Annotated in this window: 15 protein-coding genes and 2 pseudogenes; 8 read left to right on the forward strand and 9 right to left on the reverse strand. The window is 66.5% G+C overall.

The window, feature by feature from the left end; translation table 11 throughout:
- Positions 1-107 precede the first annotated feature (107 nt).
- From ABIB29_RS04035 to ABIB29_RS04050, 4 genes and pseudogenes are all read left to right on the forward strand, one after another.
- On the forward strand, positions 108-1,397 hold the full coding sequence (locus ABIB29_RS04035) for an MFS transporter (protein ID WP_502915544.1): 1,290 nt from the start codon (positions 108-110) through the stop codon (positions 1,395-1,397).
- Positions 1,398-1,623: 226 nt separating this feature from the next.
- Positions 1,624-4,341, forward strand: coding sequence for a hypothetical protein (locus tag ABIB29_RS04040; protein WP_354170320.1), 2,718 nt, complete (start codon positions 1,624-1,626; stop codon positions 4,339-4,341).
- Between the two features lie 235 nt (positions 4,342-4,576).
- Positions 4,577-5,383, forward strand: a pseudogene (locus tag ABIB29_RS04045) (class II aldolase/adducin family protein); the annotation flags it as partial.
- Positions 5,383-6,588 (forward strand): annotated as a pseudogene (locus tag ABIB29_RS04050) (rhamnulokinase); the annotation flags it as partial. The pseudogenes ABIB29_RS04045 and ABIB29_RS04050, both read left to right, overlap by 1 nt.
- Here ABIB29_RS04050 and ABIB29_RS04055 read toward each other — a convergent pair.
- The 3 genes from ABIB29_RS04055 to ABIB29_RS04065 form a co-directional block, all read right to left on the reverse strand.
- A complete protein-coding gene (locus ABIB29_RS04055; protein ID WP_354170321.1) occupies positions 6,585-6,851 on the reverse strand; it encodes a hypothetical protein in 267 nt (88 codons plus the stop codon). The pseudogene ABIB29_RS04050 and the gene ABIB29_RS04055 sit on opposite strands and share 4 nt — an antisense overlap.
- A gap of 97 nt (positions 6,852-6,948) precedes the next feature.
- Positions 6,949-8,625, reverse strand: coding sequence for an alkaline phosphatase D family protein (locus ABIB29_RS04060; protein WP_354170323.1), 1,677 nt, complete (start codon positions 8,623-8,625; stop codon positions 6,949-6,951).
- Between the two features lie 122 nt (positions 8,626-8,747).
- Complete coding sequence (locus ABIB29_RS04065; protein WP_354170325.1) at positions 8,748-9,848, reverse strand: M20/M25/M40 family metallo-hydrolase; 1,101 nt, start codon at positions 9,846-9,848, stop codon at positions 8,748-8,750.
- A gap of 354 nt (positions 9,849-10,202) precedes the next feature.
- Here ABIB29_RS04065 and ABIB29_RS04070 point away from each other — a divergent pair, with 354 nt between their 5' ends.
- The 3 genes from ABIB29_RS04070 to ABIB29_RS04080 all read left to right on the forward strand — a co-directional run bounded on the left by ABIB29_RS04070 (position 10,203) and on the right by ABIB29_RS04080 (position 13,857).
- Positions 10,203-11,564 (forward strand): hemolysin family protein, encoded by a 1,362-nt coding sequence (locus ABIB29_RS04070; RefSeq protein WP_354170327.1) that lies wholly within the window; start codon positions 10,203-10,205, stop codon positions 11,562-11,564.
- The gene (locus tag ABIB29_RS04075; protein WP_354170329.1) at positions 11,557-12,597 is read left to right on the forward strand and encodes a hemolysin family protein; all 1,041 of its coding nucleotides are present in this window, start codon (positions 11,557-11,559) and stop codon (positions 12,595-12,597) included. Before ABIB29_RS04070 ends, ABIB29_RS04075 begins: the two co-directional genes overlap by 8 nt.
- Before the next feature lie 72 nt (positions 12,598-12,669).
- Positions 12,670-13,857 (forward strand): TerC family protein, encoded by a 1,188-nt coding sequence (locus tag ABIB29_RS04080; RefSeq protein ID WP_354170331.1) that lies wholly within the window; start codon positions 12,670-12,672, stop codon positions 13,855-13,857.
- Between the two features lie 33 nt (positions 13,858-13,890).
- Here the strand turns inward: ABIB29_RS04080 and ABIB29_RS04085 are convergent, their stop codons facing one another.
- The 5 genes from ABIB29_RS04085 to ABIB29_RS04105 all read right to left on the reverse strand — a co-directional run bounded on the left by ABIB29_RS04085 (position 13,891) and on the right by ABIB29_RS04105 (position 16,714).
- A complete protein-coding gene (locus tag ABIB29_RS04085; protein WP_354170333.1) occupies positions 13,891-14,505 on the reverse strand; it encodes an AAA family ATPase in 615 nt (204 codons plus the stop codon).
- Positions 14,506-14,604: 99 nt separating this feature from the next.
- The gene (locus tag ABIB29_RS04090; protein WP_354170334.1) at positions 14,605-15,129 is read right to left on the reverse strand and encodes a hypothetical protein; all 525 of its coding nucleotides are present in this window, start codon (positions 15,127-15,129) and stop codon (positions 14,605-14,607) included.
- Between the two features lie 34 nt (positions 15,130-15,163).
- A complete protein-coding gene (locus ABIB29_RS04095) occupies positions 15,164-15,490 on the reverse strand; it encodes a GYD domain-containing protein (RefSeq protein WP_354170336.1) in 327 nt (108 codons plus the stop codon).
- Between the two features lie 112 nt (positions 15,491-15,602).
- A complete protein-coding gene (locus ABIB29_RS04100) occupies positions 15,603-16,079 on the reverse strand; it encodes an NUDIX hydrolase (RefSeq protein ID WP_354170338.1) in 477 nt (158 codons plus the stop codon).
- The gene (locus ABIB29_RS04105) at positions 16,076-16,714 is read right to left on the reverse strand and encodes a hypothetical protein (protein WP_354170340.1); all 639 of its coding nucleotides are present in this window, start codon (positions 16,712-16,714) and stop codon (positions 16,076-16,078) included. The genes ABIB29_RS04100 and ABIB29_RS04105 overlap by 4 nt, the downstream gene beginning before the upstream one ends.
- Before the next feature lie 141 nt (positions 16,715-16,855).
- Here ABIB29_RS04105 and ABIB29_RS04110 point away from each other — a divergent pair, with 141 nt between their 5' ends.
- Positions 16,856-18,064, forward strand: coding sequence for an alanine racemase (locus ABIB29_RS04110; RefSeq protein ID WP_354170342.1), 1,209 nt, complete (start codon positions 16,856-16,858; stop codon positions 18,062-18,064).
- Here ABIB29_RS04110 and ABIB29_RS04115 read toward each other — a convergent pair.
- Entirely contained in the window at positions 18,056-18,460 is a 405-nt protein-coding gene (locus ABIB29_RS04115) for an MBL fold metallo-hydrolase (protein WP_354170344.1), read from the reverse strand. The two genes, ABIB29_RS04110 and ABIB29_RS04115, sit on opposite strands and share 9 nt — an antisense overlap.
- Positions 18,461-19,088: the final 628 nt, after the last annotated feature.

The raw sequence follows: 19,088 nt of genomic DNA on the forward strand, positions 1-19,088 counted from the left end.
CAACCCCCCCCCCCCAAACACCCCCCCCCCACCCCCCCCCCCCCCCCGGGCGGCGCCCCTCACCCCCGGGCCCCCCGCCACACTTCGTCCCAACCACGTGGAGCACCATGAACTCCGGCAACACCAACTCGCTGCAGCAGGGGCATCGTCGCACTGGCATCACGCTGGGGCTGCGGCAGAACCTGGCGCAGTTCATGCTCCTCGTCGCCGTCAACGCGCTCGTCGGCGGCACCCTGGGCCAGGAACGCACGGTCCTCCCGCTGCTCGCCGGTCAGGTCTTCCACCTCGACCTCTACACGTCCGCGCTGACCTACATCCTCGCCTTCGGCCTCGCCAAGGCCGCCACCAACTACTTCGCCGGCACCCTCTCAGACCGCTACGGCCGCAAACCGGTCCTGATCGTCGGCTGGGTCATCGCCCTGCCTGTCCCGCTGATGCTGATCTTCGGACCGAGCTGGGGCTGGATCGTAGCGGCCAACGTCATCCTGGGCATCAGCCAGGGCCTCACATGGTCCACCACCGTCATCATGAAAATGGACCTCGTCGGCCCGTCCAAACGGGGCCTCGCCATGGGCCTGAACGAAGCGGCCGGGTACCTCGGGGTCGCCGGCACCGCCCTGGCCACCGGCTACATCGCCGCCACCTACGGTCTGCGGCCCGGACCGTTCCTGCTGGGCGCCGCCTACATCGCACTCGGTCTCGGCCTCTCGGTCTTCGCCGTGAAGGAAACCCGGGGCCACGCGAAGCTTGAAGCAGCCAACCATACGTCGGCCCACGGCGCGGCCCACGGCGAACTGAGCAACCGGGAAATTTTTACCCTCACCAGCTTCCGGGACAAGTCACTGTCCTCGGTCAGCCAGGCCGGCATGGTCAACAACCTCAACGACGGCCTTGCCTGGGGACTCTTCCCCGTCCTGTTCGCTGCGGCCGGACTGACCATCGAAAAGATCGGCATCCTGGCCGCCGTCTATCCCGCCGTCTGGGGTGCCGCCCAACTCGTCACCGGCGCACTGTCGGACAAATACGGCCGGAAGTGGCTGATCGTGGGCGGTATGCTGCTCCAGGCCGCCGCCCTGGCAATGGTCGCCGTCGGCCAGGACTTCGGGATCTGGCTGGCCGCCGCCGTCCTCCTTGGTCTCGGCACGGCGATGGTCTACCCGACCCTGCTCGCCGCCATCGGCGACGTCGCGCACCCGGAGTGGCGGGCGCGCTCCGTCGGCATCTACCGGCTCTGGCGCGACGGCGGATTCGCTGTCGGCGCCCTGCTCTCCGGCCTCATCGCCGACGCGTACGGCATTCCGGCCGCCGTCGGCGTCGTAGCAGGACTCACGGCCCTGTCAGGTCTCCTGGTGGCCGTCCGCATGCGCGGCACCGACCACCACCCGGCCGCCGCCTGAGCTGGCGCGGCCCCCGGCGGTCCCGCGCCCAGCCATTGCAATCTGCGGCTGCAAGGTCCAATATCGAGTTCAGCCCTGCACCGTCCCGCTGAGGCAGGAGGTCATCGTGGCGGATTTTGCCAGGCAGCCCATACATGCTCACCCGGATGGGCGCCGCCGGCCTGAGTTGCCGATGCCGCCGCTGCGGCTGGACCCGGTTTTCGGCTGACGGCAGGCGTGGGGCGCTATGAGCGACATCAAGGACTCGGCCGGACTCGTTCCCGGCGTCGTTAACCTCGACGGTCTGACGGAGATCCGTGTGCACGGCGTGGGCGGCACACCGCCGGAGGATCTTCTGGGCGATCTGCGGCCGACGAGGGTCGCGGGGGATCGGATCGCCGGGTTCTACCGGACAAGCGATGCCCGCGGCCGTCACCGTGAGGCTTACTCGTGGGGTGGCCTGACCTCGCACTCGCCGCTGCGGGTGCTGTGGACACCGTTGCTGCCGTCGATGCTTGCCAACATGGCCGGGTGGATGGTCCGGCGCCGGGTGATGTCCGCCGATGAGGAGGCAACCGCAGAGCCGACGACGAAGACGTTCCGGTGGTTTGCGCGCCTCGCCGCCCTCGCGCTGACCCTGAGCACCGCGATTATGGTCACCATGCCGAGCCTCGATACCTTCGCCTACCAATGCCTGGGCCAGCAGCAGTGCCGCTCCCGGCTGTGGGGTGCCCTGTTCCTGGACTTCGTGGCGCCGTACGACCGCCCCGGCTTCCGGCTGGCGGCGGGCAACATCGCGCCGGTAACCGTCGCGGTGCTCTTCTACGCACTGGCTTCCCGTTCGCGCACCAGCTACGAAGGCGTTGAACCGCCCGCGCCGGGAACGGCCAGGCCGGTACCCTACGGCCGCTGTTCCGCGGCGCAGTCGGGCGGGTTGCGCAGCGCTGACTTCTGGTCGGGGCGCCGGTGGCACCAGCACCTCTCCGAACTGCACCTGGCGGCCGGCCTGGCGGTGGCGGCGGGGACGCTGGGCTGGTGTGTGTCAGAACTTGGCGGACGTGCGGACCTCACGGACACGGGCGCCTTCGTGGCTGCCCGGGCAGCCAGCGTGGCCTCCGCCGTCGTGATCGCTGCTGTCATGGTGATGCTCGTATCGGACGAGGCGCACGAGCAGCTCGCCCGGGGAACGCTCTATGCCGCAATCGGCGCCCTGCTGGCCTCGGTCGCCGGTGCCCTGACGCTGCCTCTGGAACTCAACGCGGCCGGCGGTGGGCCGGAGACCGTCACCCAACCGGCCGGCGTCCTGCCGGGCATCGGTTCGTCTGTCGCTGCTGGCTGGACGCTCACGCTCGTGCTGCTGGTCCCCTTGATGATTCAGCTGGTGGTGGCGTGGATCATCCGGTGGCGGAACGCCCTGACGGTCGAGGAGCGCGGGCCCGGGCGGATGGAGCGTTTGACGGCCATGGCGCGCGGCTCCGTCAGTGTGTTCCCGTGGGCGGCGCCCCTGGTCCTGAATGTCGTGGCACTCATAGTGGCCAACGCGGTCCTGTTGTCGTTGATGATGCTTATCGCCGCCGGGCTCGGGACGGTCGAATACGGGCTCGGGCCCAGCGGCGCGGGACCCGCTGCGGGCAATTACGCGGGCCCGGTGCTGTGGGTGCCGAAGGCGGTGGCGTCGATTGCTTCCCTTCTGGCCCTGGGCCTTATCGGCGTGCTGGCACTTTTCGCGGCGGCCGCCGGCGTGTGGCTGTCCGTCACATCACGGCAGCGGGCGGTGCGTCTCGTGGTCGAACTCCAGCGCGACTACGACGCAGCGGAGGCAGTGCAGGCCGGTCCGCCCCTGGAAGCTTCCGCACCGGCCGGCAGGACGTCCCGGAAACGCGGGGACGCCTGGACGGTGTCGGCCTTTGATCCGGCGCCGTTCAGCCGGGGCCGGTCCTCAACCCTACGGGCAGGTGACGGAACGAGCCCCAGCCCCTGGGTCCGCAAGGTGGCGAGGATGCGCCTGCTCGGCGAGTACGCCCCCACCCTGGCGGCATACCTGATGATTGCGGTCGCCGGCGCGGCTCTGTTGGGTGCGGCGCTCTTTGCCACCCAGGTTTTTGTACTTGATCAGGATCCACCCTTCCTGAACATCGGAGTGGCCACGTGGATCAGCGCCTCGCTGCCCATTGTGTACGGTGTGGTCCTCCGGCTCGCGTTCCGGCAGGAGAAATGGCGCAAGATCCTGCTGTCGCCGTTCGACGTCGGGACGTTTTTTCCGCGGTCCTTCCACCCGTTCGCCCCGCCTTCGTACACCGAGCGGGCGGTGCCCGAGCTGACACGCCGGATCTGGCGGTTGCATGACAACCAGGGACGGGTGGTGCTCACCGCGCATTCGCAGGGCAGCATGGTGGCTGCCGCCGCGCTGGCCCGCCAGTCCGCCCGCCACGAGGAGAGGACCGTCGGCCTGGTGACCCTCGGTTCCCCGCTGGCGAAGCTGTATCGCTGGGCGTTTCCCGCCCTGGTCAGCGACGGACTCCTGCAGAATTTCGCCCGGGGCCACGGCGGCATTGGTGCGGTCCGTTGGCGCAACGTCTACTACGAGACCGATTACATCGGCGGACCGGTCGCCACGGATGACTGGCCCGCGTCCAGCGCGACGGACGTCCGCCTGGTCGACCCGCCGACGGACAAATTCGTGTTCGCCCAGCCGCTGCCTCGGATCCTTAGCCATACTGGCTACTGGGTTGACGCCAGATTCTGGCAGGAGGTCGACAGCGTCTGCGACGCAATCGCAGCGGACACCGCGGCTTTCCCCGCACCGGGCAGCCCTGGCCCTGGCGGCACCGAACCGCCCCGCGAGCTTCCCCTGGAAAAGCCGGCGACCGAAGGGCCGGCACCCGACAGGGCCGCAGATGACGGCCGCACGGGTTTGGCGGACACCATCGCTCCCGACCCCGCGGCGCCGCTCCAGTACCGGTAGCTGTGCATTTGTCCGTGACGCCCGCGGCGGATCTGTCGATGCCACCCCGTGCCGTCAGGCCAGGGTGGACGCCCGGACCACCAGTTCGGGGGGGAAAGACGACCTGGCGTGGCACAAACCCGGACTCCGGGTTGGCCTCCCGGAGCAACAACTCCAGGGCGGTTGAACCTATCAGGGAGCTGGGCTGCCGGATGGACGACAGGGGGACCACGGCGGCCGCGGCGAACTCGATATCGGCAACACCTCCGCCAAGGGCACCGGAAAGGACCCTGTCACCGGCGAAGACGTGCAGCTCCTGTGGGTCAAGGGCTCCGGCGGTGACCTGGGTACGCTGGCCGAATCCGGGCTCGCGGTCCTGCGCCTGGACCGGCTGCAGGCCCTGAAAGACGTCTACCCCGGCGTCGAACGCGAAGACGAAATGGTGGCCGCGTTCGATTACTGCCTGCATGGCAAGGGCGGCGCTGCCCCCTCGATTGACACCGCCATGCACGGCCTGGTGGACGCAGCCCACGTGGACCACCTCCACCCGGACGCTGGAATCGCGATCGCCACGGCTGCCGACGGCGAGGCGCTGACCGCCCGGATCTTCGGCGACAAGATGGCCTGGGTGCCGTGGCGCCGTCCCGGTTTCCAACTCGGCCTGGACATCGCCGCGATCAAGGACGCCAACCCGCAGGCCGTCGGCACCATCCTGGGCGGACACGGCACCACCGCGTGGGGCGCCACCAGTGAGGAAGCCGAAACGAACTCACTGTGGATCATTGAACAGGCCGAGAAATACATCGCGGAACACAGCCGGCCCGAGCCCTTCGGACCGAAACTGCCGGGCTACGGCGCCCTGCCGGAGGCTGGGCGGCGTGCAAAGGCTGCAGCCCTGGCCCCGGTGATCCGCGGGCTGGCCTCCAGTGACAAGCCTGTGATCGGACACTACAGCGATGATGCCGCCGTCCTGGACTTCCTGGAAGGGACCGAACATCCGCGCCTCGGTGCGCTGGGCACCTCGTGTCCGGACCATTTCCTGCGCACCAAGGTCAAGCCGCTGGGAGGGTGAACACCGCCGGCGAGCTGGTCGCGCAGCCCTTCAGCTACCGGGATGGCCGGAGCCGCGGTGCCGTGGCGTCCGTCCATCAGAAACTGGACCCGGTGCGGCTCTACGCCACCACCGGCTTGCAGTTCCTGGAATTCAACACGCTCTACCGGCTCGCCAGCGAAGCTGACCTGGCCGGACTCCAGGCCCTGCTCATTCCGGACCTGATCGCGTTCCTCCTCACCGGCCAGCGCCGCACCGAGGCCACCAATGCCTCCACCACGGGACTTTTCGATGCCGTGGCGGGGGAGTGGGCCACGGAGTTCCTGACCGCACTGGAGCTGCCCCAGGACCTGTTCCCTCCGCTGGTCCAGCCCGGCGAAACAGTCGGCACCCTGTTGCCCGGCATCGCCGCCCGGACCGGACTGGACCCGGCCACGAAGGTAGTCGCCGTCGGCTCGCACGACACCGCCTCCGCCGTCGCCGCCGTCCCGGCCCGGGCCGGGAACTTCGCCTATATCTCCTCCGGGACCTGGTCACTGGTAGGGGTCGAGCTGAAGCGCCCCGTGCTCACCGAGGCCAGCCGGCAGGCGAACTTCACCAACGAACGCGGCGTGGACGGCACCATCAGGTACCTCCGCAACGTCGGCGGACTCTGGCTTCTCAGCGAATGCCAGCGCAGCTGGGCCGGCGGGGGCTACGCGCCGGAGTTGAGCCAGCTGCTGGCTGCCGCCGCCGCCCTGCCGCCAGGCGGGCCCCAAATCAACGCCAACGATCCGTGCTTCATCGCCCCGGACAATATGCCCGAAAGGATCCGGACCGCTTCACGCATCACCGGAGCCGTCCTCACCGACAACCCCGCTGCGATCACCCGTTGCATCCTGGACAGCCTCGCTGCAGGCTACGCCCGGACAGTCGCCAACGCCGAACGCCTCGCGGACGTGGCCGTGGAGGTGGTGCACATCGTGGGCGGTGGCTCGCAAAACAGGCTCCTGTGCCAGCTCACGGCCGATGCCACCGGCCGTCCCGTCATCGCGGGCCCGGTTGAAGCGACCGCCCTTGGCAATGTGCTGGTCCAGGCCCGTGCCGCGGGCGATCTCTCAGGAGGCCTCGCGGAACTGAGGAAGATTGTCGCCGGCGGCACTGCCCTGGAACGGTACGAACCGTCCGCACTCAGACACGGGCCGCTGCCGTCACCAAACCAGATCCGGCAGGGCTAATCCTCCAGGCGCACCGTGATGTCCAGGTGAATGCCGTTGGTGGCCAGGCGGTCCGCCAGGAATGTGGCGAGGCTCGCCTCGGTGGCGGTGTGTTCGTCTTTCGCGATGGCGCCCCGCAGGCACGCCATCGTCGACGTGGCCTTGACGGTGGACAGTGGTGCGTGGTGGTCGGATACCAGCCGCTCGATATCCGTTGGGAAGGCACGCTGGTGGCCTTCCCTGGCGGTGGCGAGCAGGGTGAAGGGCACAAAAGCAGTTGGCACGAAGAATCCTTTTCTGGCGGCGGCCCCATGGCCGTCCAATGGGAACAAGTCTTCGAAGGCTCCTGCTATTCCGCGGACGGGCGTAATGAGGCCGGGCTCACCCGGCGGGCCCTCCTGCCCGCCGGGGTGCCAGCGTGACGGAGGAGACGAGTTTCAGCCGGGGATGCAGCTGGTCACCGCCATCCACGACGCCGGTCTGCCACCATAGCTTCAGCCCCTCCGGTGCTGCTTCCAGGCAGGCCAGGTTGTTGTCGAACCAGGGGCCCTTGGTACCAGACCAGTGAAAGGGCGGGTCAGGGACCTTTGCCGAGCGCGCTACCAGGGCGCCTACCGGGGTGGCCAGACCGTAGGACATGACGGCCGCGAAGGACCTCATCAGCCGGGGCAGCGGGTTGCGGATGGGGGAGCAGACGGCCTGCACGATCCGGCTGCCGGAGGAGCGCTCCACCTCCGAAACGTAGGAGTAGTGGACGTCTCCGGAGAGGAACGCGATGGTTTCCGGTGCCGGGCCGCGTTTGCCGTCGGCGACCTCGGTCACCATGGCCGCCACTTCCCGGAAACTGTTCTGGAAAGCGCCCCAGTGTTCAAGGTCCACCGCCTGGCGCAGCTTTTCACCCACCCGGGCGGCAGGTTTCCCCCACGCACCTTGGGAAATTGCCTCATTCCAGGACTCGACGTAATGCAGCCCCATCGGCAGCAGGAAAGGCAGCGACGTCGCTACCAGCAGGTGGCGGAAACCGCCGCGCATCCGTCCGTCGAGCCAGGCCATTTCCGCCTTGTCCACCAGTGCGCGGTCATCCGGCGTCAGGTCCCGGGCCGCCCGGGAATCCACCACAATCAGCCGCGTGTCCCCGAAATCGCGGCAGTAGCTCCACCGGTAGGACCCCGGGTCCTTATCTGCCCGGTCCGCGAAACTGTCCAGCTCGGCGCTCACGTCGATCTCATCCTCGCCCGCGTGCCCGGCGATCAGCTGCCAAACGGCGTCCCCGGCCCGCTCCTGCGGCGACAGGTTCCCCAGATGCTGGTACACCCAGTAGGAGGCCAGCCCCGCGACGATCCGCCCATGCCACCATGACGTTGCCTCCATCTCCTTTTTCCAGCTCAGGGAGGTGTTCCAGTCGTCGCGGATGTCATGGTCGTCGAAAATCATGGCGCTGGGGAGGGTGGACAGCAGCCACCTGTTCGCGGGGTCAGACCAGGCCAGATTGTAGAGGTGGGCGTATTCCTCATAGTCCTTGAGCTCCTCGCCGGGCGGTTCATCGATGTCCCGGCGGGCGCGGATGAACTCCTGCATCTGATCGCTGGTCAGGTCGGCATAGACCTGGTCGCCGAGGAAAGCCACCAGATCCGGCCACGGCAGGTCACCGCCGGCGGCCATCGTCACTGCGTAGGCCCGCAGTGAGTCGACGCCGTGGGTCCGGTTGCCGGTCTTATCGTGCGGCACACTGGTCCGGCAGGAGCCGAAGGCCATCCGCAGCGGCTTGCCGGTCTGCAGCGTCGCAATCATGGACGGCGGGAACTCCGATGAGGGATCGGGCCAGACCTGGCTTCCGTTGATGTCGAGGGCATACGGTGTGACCGTTCCGGGCTCCAGCCCGTCCAGTTCAACCAGCGCGTAGTGGTGGCCATGAACCGCGAAGGTTCGGGCTGCCCACTCCCGTCCGCCCGCGCGGAGGGAGACCCGGGCAGCTGACCGGGTCTCCACCCAGACGCTCGCCGAGGTCTCATTCACGTACCGCATCATCGGGCCGAGCACCAGGGGTGAGGTAGTCATGACTCAGTTCTACCTGCTCGGCCCGGGGTGCGACCATGCTTTGGCGGCAAATGATCCAGCGGAGCGGCTGCTTTTCGTAATGTGCAGGGCTGGCCGCCCACCGTTATCCAGGGACCCGGAGGTCAACCCCGCGGGGCCATGGCGTAGGTGGCGGTGGCATAGGCCAGGGCCGCGGACATTTCCTTCAGCAAGTCCGCGTTGGTGTTGCTGATGGTGTCGCAGGCCTTGTGATAGCAGGAATCGAGGTTCTTGCCGGCCACACCGCCGTAGGCCTGCATCTGGGCTTTGGTCTTGGATTCCACGTCGCCGGTGAACAGCCCGCCGCCGGGAATACCTGCCCGCAGGAACGGTTCGTAATCGGACCCGCCGTCAAAGGGCGTGGTTTCCGCCGGCAGCGAATTGCCTTCGAAGAACCGGAACAAGACGTCCTCGATCTCCTGGGAGCCCTTCGGCCCGGCCTCCTCAAAATCCGACCCGTCACCGTCGTGAATGGACCTCACGCCGTTGGGTGAGGCTGCCATGTCCACATTCAGGTAGACCGCCGTCCGGCGGACCTCGGCCGCGCTCAGCTCGTCAACGTAATGCCGCGAACCATCGAGATCATCCTCTTCGGCGCCCCAGAACGCGAACCTGACCCGGTTCGCGGGCGAGATCCCGGTCTCCTTCATCCACCGGGCTGTTTCCAGCACTGCAGCGACGCCGCTGGCGTTGTCGTTGATACCCGGACCATTCTCCACGGAGTCCAAATGGGCGCCCACCACAATGATGTTCTCGGCACTTCCCTCCGTATCGGCGAGAATGTTGAAGGTCTTCACCCGCTCGCCATCGGGCCGGTGGGTAAACTCCTGCCGAACCGGGGTGTACCCGGCCGCGCGCAACTGCTCCTCCACGTACCGCGCCGAGTCCTCATATCCCGAGGTCCCCGAGGCGCGGTTGCCGTCATTCTCATCAGCGACACGCTGCAGCGCCTCCATGTGCTCCACCATGCCCCGGCCCTTGAAGGCCTCCAGCACCGTTCGTGCGTCGACCGCACTCGCGGGCCCCAACCGTGGAGCAGCAATGCCGGGGTCGGTGGATGTCGCGCCGCGGCCGGGGCTGCTGGTCACTTCTTCGGGCAGGAAGTTTGGCCGGGAGCCGGCCGCGGACTCGGAAGTACAGGCGGTCGCGGACAGGACCAACACGGCCAGGACTGAAGGAAGTACGTGCTTTCGCAGAGTCAACATGCTCGGAAACCCATCAGTAGTCGGTTTCAGCTCGGACAGCCAAGACGCCCGCCACTGACGTACGGCAAGCCGCGGCCACCATTGAATCCGCGAATACCGCTATCAGTTTCGACCATTCTTGTGGATCCGGCTGTATCTTCAATAGCGCGTGCCTGTGAAAATGCTGTGCGAATTGCGTGAAGGCGTTGCCCGTCAGGATGGCCGGAGGATGGTTCGCCTGCAGCTTATTGCTCCGCGGCGTCACGGCCAGGGCGGATAGACTGGTTCGCACTATGGATGACCCTCCCTCACATATGCCCTCGCCCCTCAACCTTCTGACCGGTATTCCGGCCACCGCGGGAGAGGGGCGCCCGAATGTATGAATGGATCATGATTGGCGTTGGACTCGTCCTGACGGTCGGCACGGGAATGTTCGTTGCCTCCGAATTCGCCCTCGTCAACCTGGACCGCAACGACCTTGAAGCCCGTCAGGCGCGCGGCGAGAAGCGGCTGACGCCCACTATCAAGGCCCTCAAGATCACGTCGACGCACCTCTCCGGAGCGCAACTGGGCATCACCTTGACGACACTGCTCACCGGGTACACCTTTGAGCCGGCCATCAGCAAACTGCTCAGCGGACCGTTGACCAGCGCCGGTCTCCCCGAAGCGGTTGTCCCCGGGGTGGGGGCCGTCGTGGGCATCTTCCTGGCCACGATTTTCTCCATGGTGATTGGCGAACTGGTGCCCAAGAACTTCGCCCTGGCGCTTCCGTTGGCCACGGCCAAAGTGGTGGTTCCCTTCCAGACGCTGTTCACCACGGTCTTCAAGCCCGTGATTCTCCTGTTCAACAACACGGCCAATTCGATCATCAGGTCATTCGGCATTGAACCCAAGGAAGAGCTGTCAGGCGCGCGCAGTGCCGAGGAATTGAGTTCCCTGGTCCGCCGCTCCGCGCTGGAAGGCGTCCTTGACCTGGACCACGCGGCCCTGTTGCACCGGACCCTGCGGTTCTCCGACCACAGTGCCGCCGACGTGATGACCCCGCGCGTGCGGATGGCGACGATCGGCGCCGGTGACACAGCCGAGCAGATCGTCAGCCTGGCAACAGCCACCGGATATTCGCGCTTCCCGGTGATCGGCCGGGACCGGGACGAGGTCCTCGGTGTGCTGCACGTCAAACAGGCCTTCGCGGTGGCCCTCGACAATCGATCGGGAGTGTCCGCGTCCGACCTTATGATCGAGCCGCTGCGGGTGCCTGAGTCGATGGGGGTCGACACCCTCCTGGCACTCCTGCGCCGGCAGGGCCTGCAGGTGGCGATCGTCTCGGACGAGCATGGCGGCACGGCCGGCATCGTCACCCTCGAGGACCTGGTGGAGGAGATTGTCGGGGAGCTGGAAGACGAACACGATCGTGCACGCACCGGCGTCGTGCGGACGGGCCGTTCGCTGACTTTCGATGCGTCCCTCCGGCCCGACGAACTCCTGGACCGGACCGGCATCACCGTCCCGGACGGCGAGGAGTACGACACGATGGCCGGCTTCGTCACGGACCGGCTGGACCGGATCCCTGAACTCGGCGACCAGGTGGCCATCGACGGCGGGACGCTCCGGGTGGAACGTGTGGTGGGTACCCACGTCGAGCGGCTCCGGTATACCCCGGATGAATCCGCGGAACCCCCGCAGAGCGCCCATGACCGGATCATCGACAATCTGACGCAGGAGCTGACCCATGAGTGAATATCTGCCAGGCATCATCTGGCTCGTCGTCCTGCTGGTCGTCAATGCCTTCTTCGTCGGCGCTGAATTCGCCGTTATTTCCGCCCGGCGTTCGCAGATCGAGCCGAAGGCCGAAGCCGGAAGCAAGGCCGCCAAGACCACCCTTTGGGCGATGGAGCATGCCACGCTGATGCTGGCGACCAGCCAGCTTGGCATCACGGTGTGTTCCCTGGTCATCCTGAACGTCTCGGAACCGGCGATCCACCACCTGCTGGAAATCCCGCTGGGCCTGACTTCCCTGTCGGCTGAGACCATCGGCATCGTCGCCTTCGTCGTCGCCCTGCTGCTGGTGACGTTCCTGCACGTGGTGTTTGGCGAAATGGTGCCGAAGAACATCTCCTTCTCCGTTCCGACCCGGGCTGCGTTGCTTCTGGCCCCGCCGCTGGTGCTGGTGGCCCGTGTCTTCAAGCCGGTCATCTGGACCTTGAACGGCATCGCCAATTCAATTCTGCGGCTCTTCAAAGTTGAACCCAAGGATGAAGCCACCAGCGCCTATACGCTGGACGAGGTGGCGAACATCGTGGAGCAGTCCACCCGGGACGGGATGCTGACGGACACCAGCGGGACCCTGACCGCGGCCTTCGAGTTCACGGCCAAGACCGTCGCCGACGTGGAAGTGCCGATCGAGTCGATGGTGCTGCTGCCGTCGTCCGCCACCCCGGCTGACATTCAGCGGGCCGTCGCGGCGCACGGCTACTCCCGCTACATCCTCACGGACGACGACGGCGCCCCCACCGGCTACCTGCACCTCAAGGACGTTATGGACCTCACGACGCCGGCCGCGTTCAGCGAAGCGGTCCCCGCCAAACGGATCCGGAAGCTGGCGTCGGCGTTCAGTGGCAGCGAACTCGAAGACGCCCTGGCCGTGATGCGCCGCACGGGAGCCCACGTTGCCCGGGTATTCGACGCCCACGGCACCACAACAGGCGTGCTGTTCCTCGAGGACATCATTGAGGAACTCGTCGGCGAGGTGCAGGATGCCACCAGCGCATAAATTCCTCAGACCATGTGATTTACCGTACCGAACCGGCCGCCGGGGCCGGATCCCTCACGGAAGTTGAGCGACATGACCGTTTCTCCCCTTATCTGGGCAATCACCATTGCCGTCATTCTGGCCTTGCTGGCTTTCGACTACTTCTTCCACATCCGCAAGGCCCATGTGCCCACGCTCAAGGAGGCGGCCGCGTGGTCGGCCCTCTATGTGGGACTGGCGGTCCTCTTTGGTGTCCTCGTGTGGATTTTCGGCGGCACCGACATGGGGTCGGAATACTTCGCCGGCTACATCACCGAGAAGGCCCTCTCCGTCGACAACCTGTTTGTCTTCCTGATCATCATCGCGAGTTTCCGGGTGCCCCGCGAAGACCAGCAGAAGGTGCTGCTTTTCGGCATCGTCTTCTCGCTGATCGCCCGCACCGGGTTCATCTTCCTCGGGGCCGCGCTGATCAATTCCTTCGCGTGGGTGTTCTACATCTTTGGCCTGATTTTGCTGATCACCGCGGGCAACCTGCTCCGGCCGGACGCCCACGGCGACGACCAGGCCGATAATTTCCTGATCCGTATTGCCAGGAAGCTGTTCCACACCACGGAGCACTACGACGGAGACAAGCTCTTTACCATTCACGATGGCAAGAGGGCGCTGACACCGATGCTGCTGGTGATGGTGGCAATCGGGGGAACCGACATTCTCTTTGCCCTGGACTCGATCCCGGCGATCTTCGGGCTGACCCAGAACGTGTTCATCGTCTTCACCGCCACCGCGTTTTCCCTGATGGGCCTGCGCCAGCTGTACTTCCTGATCGACGGCCTCCTGGACCGCCTCATCTACCTCGCCTACGGCCTGGCGGTGATTCTTGCCTTTATCGGCGTCAAACTGGTGCTCCACGCCCTGCATGAGAACAACCTGCCGTTCATCAACGACGGCCAGCCGGTGCCCGTGATCGAGATCAGCACTGGCCTGTCCCTGAGTGTCATCGTTGGGGTGCTCGTCCTGACCGTCGTCGCGTCGCTGCTGAGCAAGGCCGGCAAAGCCCAGACGTCCATCAACAACGCGCGCCGGCACGCCGTCAACTACCTTGACCTGGAATACACCGCTGACGCCTCCGAACGCGAGCGGATTTATCGGATGCTGACCGAGGAAGAGTCCCAGATTCTGGCCATGGATTTGAAGTACCGCAACAAGGCCAAGGACATCGACAAGATTCGGGCGCTGGTGGCGGAAGCGCACCGGCAGCACGAGGAATACCTCGCGCGGTAGGTGCCGGTCCGGCGGTCCCCAGCCCGTGCGAAGTCAGGCGGGGGCGGGGCAGGCGGGGAAGTGCTCCCCGGCCTGCCCTCCGCAGGCGTTGGTGATGGCGGCTTGCAGCCGGGCGAGCACTTCGGCCGGCTGTCCGTCGGCAGCGATGCTGGTAAACCCTGGGAATTCCGGGAGTGAGTGGTAGGCCTTGCGCAAGGACTCGAGGTCTTCGAGCCGCTCGGAGTCGGTGCCTCGCGCGAGGACCCGTGCGTGCGCCTCGCGGGGGTCAACGTCGAGGTAGATCAGGAGGTCGGGCTGGGGGAGCGCACGGATGAGGTAAGGAAGCACGTGACCCCGGGGAAGTCCGTGCATTTGGCGCAGCGCAAGCTGGCAATGCAGGTCCCGATCCATGACCACCAGGCCGGGAAATCGTTTGGCGCGGCGGTGTGAATTCAGGACATTGAAGGTCCGGACGGCCGTTTCCAGGAAGTCCGCCAGCCGCGACGGCAGGTGAACGCCGAGTCTGGCACTGAGGAGGGACATCTGCCGGCGGCCCGCATAATTTCCGAGAAACAGGGCGCCTTTCCCCGCGTTGCGGGCGGCACCAACAAGGGCGCGTGCCGCCGTCGTTTTTCCTGAACCGTCAATTCCGGTGAGCACGATCAACAAGCAGTCTCCTAGTGTGGGCGAGGGTGTTGGGCCGCTACCCACCCCAACGAATGGAAGCGCGGCTTGATCCCCAGGCTGCGGCGGCCCGCGGTGCCCCTGTCAGAGGTTGTGTGCCAGCAGTTCGAGGCCGATGACCACAAGGCTCAACACTACTTCGGCGAACACAATCACTACTTTGTGGCGGATCGGCAGCTCCAGTCGCCGGATCGCGAGGTAACCGACGATGAGGAGCGTTACCACCAGAACGATGACTGCCCATTGCAGCGCCACTGCGGTCGACCAGAGGCCGAGGCCGGCCGCCGTGAGGAGCAGGAGTGGAGTCACCAGGACGCTGAGCGCCTCGGTGCTGACGGCGATCGTATGGTGCAGTTCCTGACCGCTGGGGAGCCGGGCATGGACCGTCAGGTGGCTCAGCAGATCGGCGACGAAGATCCCGAGCAGGGAACCGACGACCACGATGCTGAGGGTGGCCGCCGCGGCAGCTGGCGTCGTCTCGTCTGCGTGGCTCCGAAGGGCCAGCACCACAGCCAGGCTGGTGAAGCTGATGTAGACGCGTTCTTTGAGGCTCGCCGCGCGATGGAGGGCAGACAGTTCACGCTGCCCGGCCGGTTCGATTGCATTCACCGAGGGAGTCCTCTCTGTGCGTGGGACGGGATCGTCAGGTGCCGGGAGCCCGGTACCCGACCTCCGCGGCCATCCGCAGGGCGTCCAGCGTTTCGTCGACGGTCAGCAGCACCGTCGTTTCCAGCGAACTCAGCGCACCGCCGCCGGTAATTGCCAGCGCCACCGCGGCCATGGACACGTTGTCGGGAGCCTCCCAGAGGTTGTAGCCGTCGTGGCTGCCGAATGCGTACCAGAAGCCGTGGAGCTTACCCCCGACCGATTCGATATAGGCCTGGGCTGCCTTACCGCGGTCTTCCGGGTTGCTGATCATCCTGGCCCAGGTCTCTGGGGTGTAGCTGAACTTCGACAGATAGAGCGGCATCGTCTTTGCCTTTCGCTTGCTTTCGGGAGTGCGGATTACCCAAGGATGGCAGTCCGCTGCCGGGCCAGCAATGGCAGGTGACAGTCCAAGGAGGTGCCGTGCGCCGCGCCCGTCAGGCGCCGCGGCCCTCCACCTGCTGGATCAGCGCCTCGAGGATCGGCAGTTGGCCGCTGACCAGCTTGGTGCGGGCTTCATGCAGTCCGGTCCACCGGGCGTCGTCGATCTCGGGGTAGCTGCGGACCGTGCCGGATCCCTTCGGCCATTCCAGGTCGAAGGTGTTGCTCACAATTTGTTCCGGAGCGAAGTCGGACTCGGCGGCGAAGACCGTGATGACCTTCCCCGAGGGTTGCCGGAAGTCACCGAGCGGGCAGTAGTCGGCGACTGGTGCAGGAGTTCCCATTTCCTCGGCGAACTCGCGCTGCGCCGCGGCGAGCGGGTCCTCGTCCGGAAGGTATTCACCCTTGGGAATCGACCAGGCGCGGGCATCCTTTCGCGCCCAGAACGGTCCGCCCATGTGGGCGATCCACACGTCCACTCCCGCTCCACCACCAAGGCGGTACAGCAGGATGCCTGCGCTCCGAACCGTCATTGTCCATCTCCTGTCCGGGGTGGCCCGGGGTCCTGGTCCCGTGGTCCTGCTCCGGCGTCGATGGCCGGGAGGAACTGTCGGTTCCTGATCCGTGATGCGCCGAATTCGATGGCCACCGGGGCAATGTCCCACGGCCCGCGGTCCCTTGACTTGGGGCGGCCGACGGCGACGTGCGGTGTCCAGCGGGGGTACCTGAAACCGAGGGCGCGGGAGCCGAGGATAAAGTCATCGACATTGTCCACCAGCAACTCGTCCAACAGTTCATGCAGCGCCTTCACGAGGGAGATCTGATAGTCCCGCACGTGCTGGGGCACCTCCACTTCCAGCCCGCTCACGCGCCCGCCGCCCAGCAGGACCAGCCGCTCGGACCTCGCGGAGAAGCCGCCGAGCACGGGCAGCCCCTCCAGCCACGAGACCGCCGTGCCGGCGGCTTCCTCGGCAGTCGTGATGCCCCTGGTCCAGTCCGCGATGTCCCGGGCGAAGTCCGCGAGGACGCCGATGTGCAGCAGGGTCAGGTGCAGCCCCCGTTGCCTGCGCAGCGCATCGACTTGGCTGCCCAGTACCTCATAGTCAGCGGGCCCGGAGCCAATGGTGAGTACCGGCACCTCAACCGTGATGCGTGGCGGGGTTTGCATTCGGATCCCCTCCCGTCCGCTCTGGCTGCTGGCTCTCGGTGCCATTATCCTCCCGGGCGGCGAGCGGGCAATGAGGGCAGCCGGGACCGTGGTGCACGTCCGGCAGGTCAAACCCGGCAGGCGACATGACACAATAGCCCCGTGAGCAGCCCGATCCAGCACCAGAGCGGACCCGATGGAGATGTTCCGGCGAAGATGGTTGCCTCCCCGGCGTATCCACAGTTGCGGCTCAATATCGATGCGCTCGAAAACAACATCCGGGTGATGGCCTCCTGGTGCGGGCAACGCGGCGTGGATCTGGCCCCCCATGTCAAGACAACGATGTCCGCACCGGTCATCGCCCGTCAGGTGGCAGCCGGGGCCGTCGGTGTCACGGTCGCCACCGTGGACCAGGTCGCATCGGCGCTGGGCTGGGGACACCGGCACGTGCTCCTGGCCAACGAGGTCGTTGATCAATACGGCCTGATGCGCCTCCGCTCCTGGCTGGAGGAAGATTCCGCGCGGGAAATCCGCTGCTTCGTGGATTCTGCTGCCGGTGTCGAGGCGGCGGCCCGGGTTTTCGCCGGGGCGGCCGTCAGCCTGGAGGTGCTGATCGACGTCGGGACAGCGGCCGGGCGCACGGGAACCCGGAGCCTCCACGATGCTCTTCACCTTGCCGAGCTGGTCCACGGTACGTCCGGCCTCCGGCTTGTCGGTGTTGCCGGCTACGAAGGCGTCGTGCCCAACAGCCGGGCGGAGTCCACGGTTGAAGCCGTCAACCGGCACTGCAAAATGGTGCGGGACGTGTATCTGGAGGCCGCACAGTACTTTGAGACCGCCGCGCCCATCTACTCCATGGGCGGGTCCGCGTTTCCGGACCGCGTCGTGGAGTATCTCCCGGACGTCGACCTGGTGCCCGGTACCAGAAGGATCCTCCGGTCCGGCTGCTACGTCACCCATGATCACGGCACCTACGCCGGCGTCAGTCCGGTACCGGGCCTCATCCCCGCGGTTTCGGTCCGGGCCGTCGTCGTGTCGACCCCGGAAACGGGAATCGCCGTCGTCGGTGCCGGCAAACGGGACCTTCCCTACGACGCCGGGCTGCCGGTCTTCCTCTCAGCGCAAACAGCGCACGGCGCCCCCAGGGACGGGGCAACCGCCGCAGTGCGGAATTTGTTCGACCACCACGCAGTCCTCACCGGGGTGAGCGGACTGGACGTTACCGATGTGGTCGACTTCGGAATATCCCACCCCTGCTCGGCCTTCGACCGCTGGCCCGAATTCGTTGTTACCGACGGCAACGGACAAGGGACCGGGGTGTGGCGCACGGACTTCCACCGGTCCTCGCTGGCAACAGCCGGGCTATCGTGAACTGCTGCCGGCAGGGCCCATTCCAGACAGCGATACCTGGAAGGCCGGAAAATCCTGCACATAGCGCCGGCCTGGATAAACCGTGTCTCCGGTGAGCAGGATGCCCGTGGCCTCGTCGTAGATGGCGACGGCGGACGGATGGTGCCCTGGCGTCGGGACCGCCTCAAGCACGCGTCCGCCGAGATCCACGCGGGCCCTGCCCTGGGGCCAGTTGGCGATCCCGAAGAACGAGGCAATTTCTTCGGCGGAATATCCCACGACCCGGGTACGGGGCCGGTCTCTGAATTGACCGTCCCCGGCGACGTGGTCGCCATGGGCGTGCGAGTGGGCCACAACGAGTTCGTAACCGTCCTTGGGATGCCCGCGCAGCCAGCCTTCAATGAGCGTGTAACGCATTCTGATCCAGGCCGACCGCCCGGTCCTCGCCGTCAAGGCCGACGGCGCAGGACGCCCCTTGTCCGTTTCGCAAATCCAAGGGGGCCGACGACGGCTGGGGGCGAGAACCCCGGTCTCAGAGGGCTCTCAAGCGCCGCCGGCCCCGTCCCACACCGGACCCCACGGTTCCGGCAAGCAACACGAGCCGCCAGTCGAGCACCCTGCAACGTTCGGCAGAGGTGCGGACCTACTCCTATTCAACACCTTGTATGCAGGAACGGGGAAAGATTTCTGAGGACCAATCAGAGGGTTGGGCCGGAGGGTTCCATCCTTTATTGCTGCCTCGGGACCGCGGTCCTCGGTGCCGCGGCAGTAGTGGTCGGTTCCCTGCAACAACGGGGGACGGAATGCTGTTGACCGTGGGACTGGTGGTGCTGATTCCGATTGTGCCACGCGCGGACTCCGGCTGGTGGCTTCTGTGGCCACTGATCATCGCGGGATGTGGTCTGGGCGGAGCCTGCAGCTACTGGCCAGCCTCGCCGGGGTGTTCACGTCCTTGCGCATGGTGGGACTTCCAGATCCCAAGCCCTCCGGTGCCGGGGAAAGCGCGATCCTGGGTTGAGTGCTGCAAAGCGGCTGTCCCCAGCAG

Source organism: Arthrobacter sp. UYEF36, assembly GCF_040547025.1.
In the GTDB taxonomy this organism is placed as follows: domain Bacteria; phylum Actinomycetota; class Actinomycetes; order Actinomycetales; family Micrococcaceae; genus Arthrobacter.

Bases quoted from the DNA above. Each gene is read 5' to 3' on its own strand.
- ABIB29_RS04060 (WP_354170323.1), bottom strand. From the start codon at position 8,625: ATGACTACCTCACCCCTGGTGCTCGGCCCGATGATGCGGTACGTGAAT.
- ABIB29_RS04040 (WP_354170320.1), top strand. From the start codon at position 1,624: ATGAGCGACATCAAGGACTCGGCCGGACTCGTTCCCGGCGTCGTTAAC.
- ABIB29_RS04115 (WP_354170344.1), bottom strand. From the start codon at position 18,460: ATGCGTTACACGCTCATTGAAGGCTGGCTGCGCGGGCATCCCAAGGAC.
- ABIB29_RS04080 (WP_354170331.1), top strand. From the start codon at position 12,670: ATGACCGTTTCTCCCCTTATCTGGGCAATCACCATTGCCGTCATTCTG.
- ABIB29_RS04035 (WP_502915544.1), top strand. From the start codon at position 108: ATGAACTCCGGCAACACCAACTCGCTGCAGCAGGGGCATCGTCGCACT.
- ABIB29_RS04105 (WP_354170340.1), bottom strand. From the start codon at position 16,714: ATGCAAACCCCGCCACGCATCACGGTTGAGGTGCCGGTACTCACCATT.
- ABIB29_RS04095 (WP_354170336.1), bottom strand. From the start codon at position 15,490: ATGCCGCTCTATCTGTCGAAGTTCAGCTACACCCCAGAGACCTGGGCC.
- ABIB29_RS04100 (WP_354170338.1), bottom strand. From the start codon at position 16,079: ATGACGGTTCGGAGCGCAGGCATCCTGCTGTACCGCCTTGGTGGTGGA.
- ABIB29_RS04075 (WP_354170329.1), top strand. From the start codon at position 11,557: ATGAGTGAATATCTGCCAGGCATCATCTGGCTCGTCGTCCTGCTGGTC.
- ABIB29_RS04065 (WP_354170325.1), bottom strand. From the start codon at position 9,848: ATGTTGACTCTGCGAAAGCACGTACTTCCTTCAGTCCTGGCCGTGTTG.
- ABIB29_RS04070 (WP_354170327.1), top strand. From the start codon at position 10,203: ATGTATGAATGGATCATGATTGGCGTTGGACTCGTCCTGACGGTCGGC.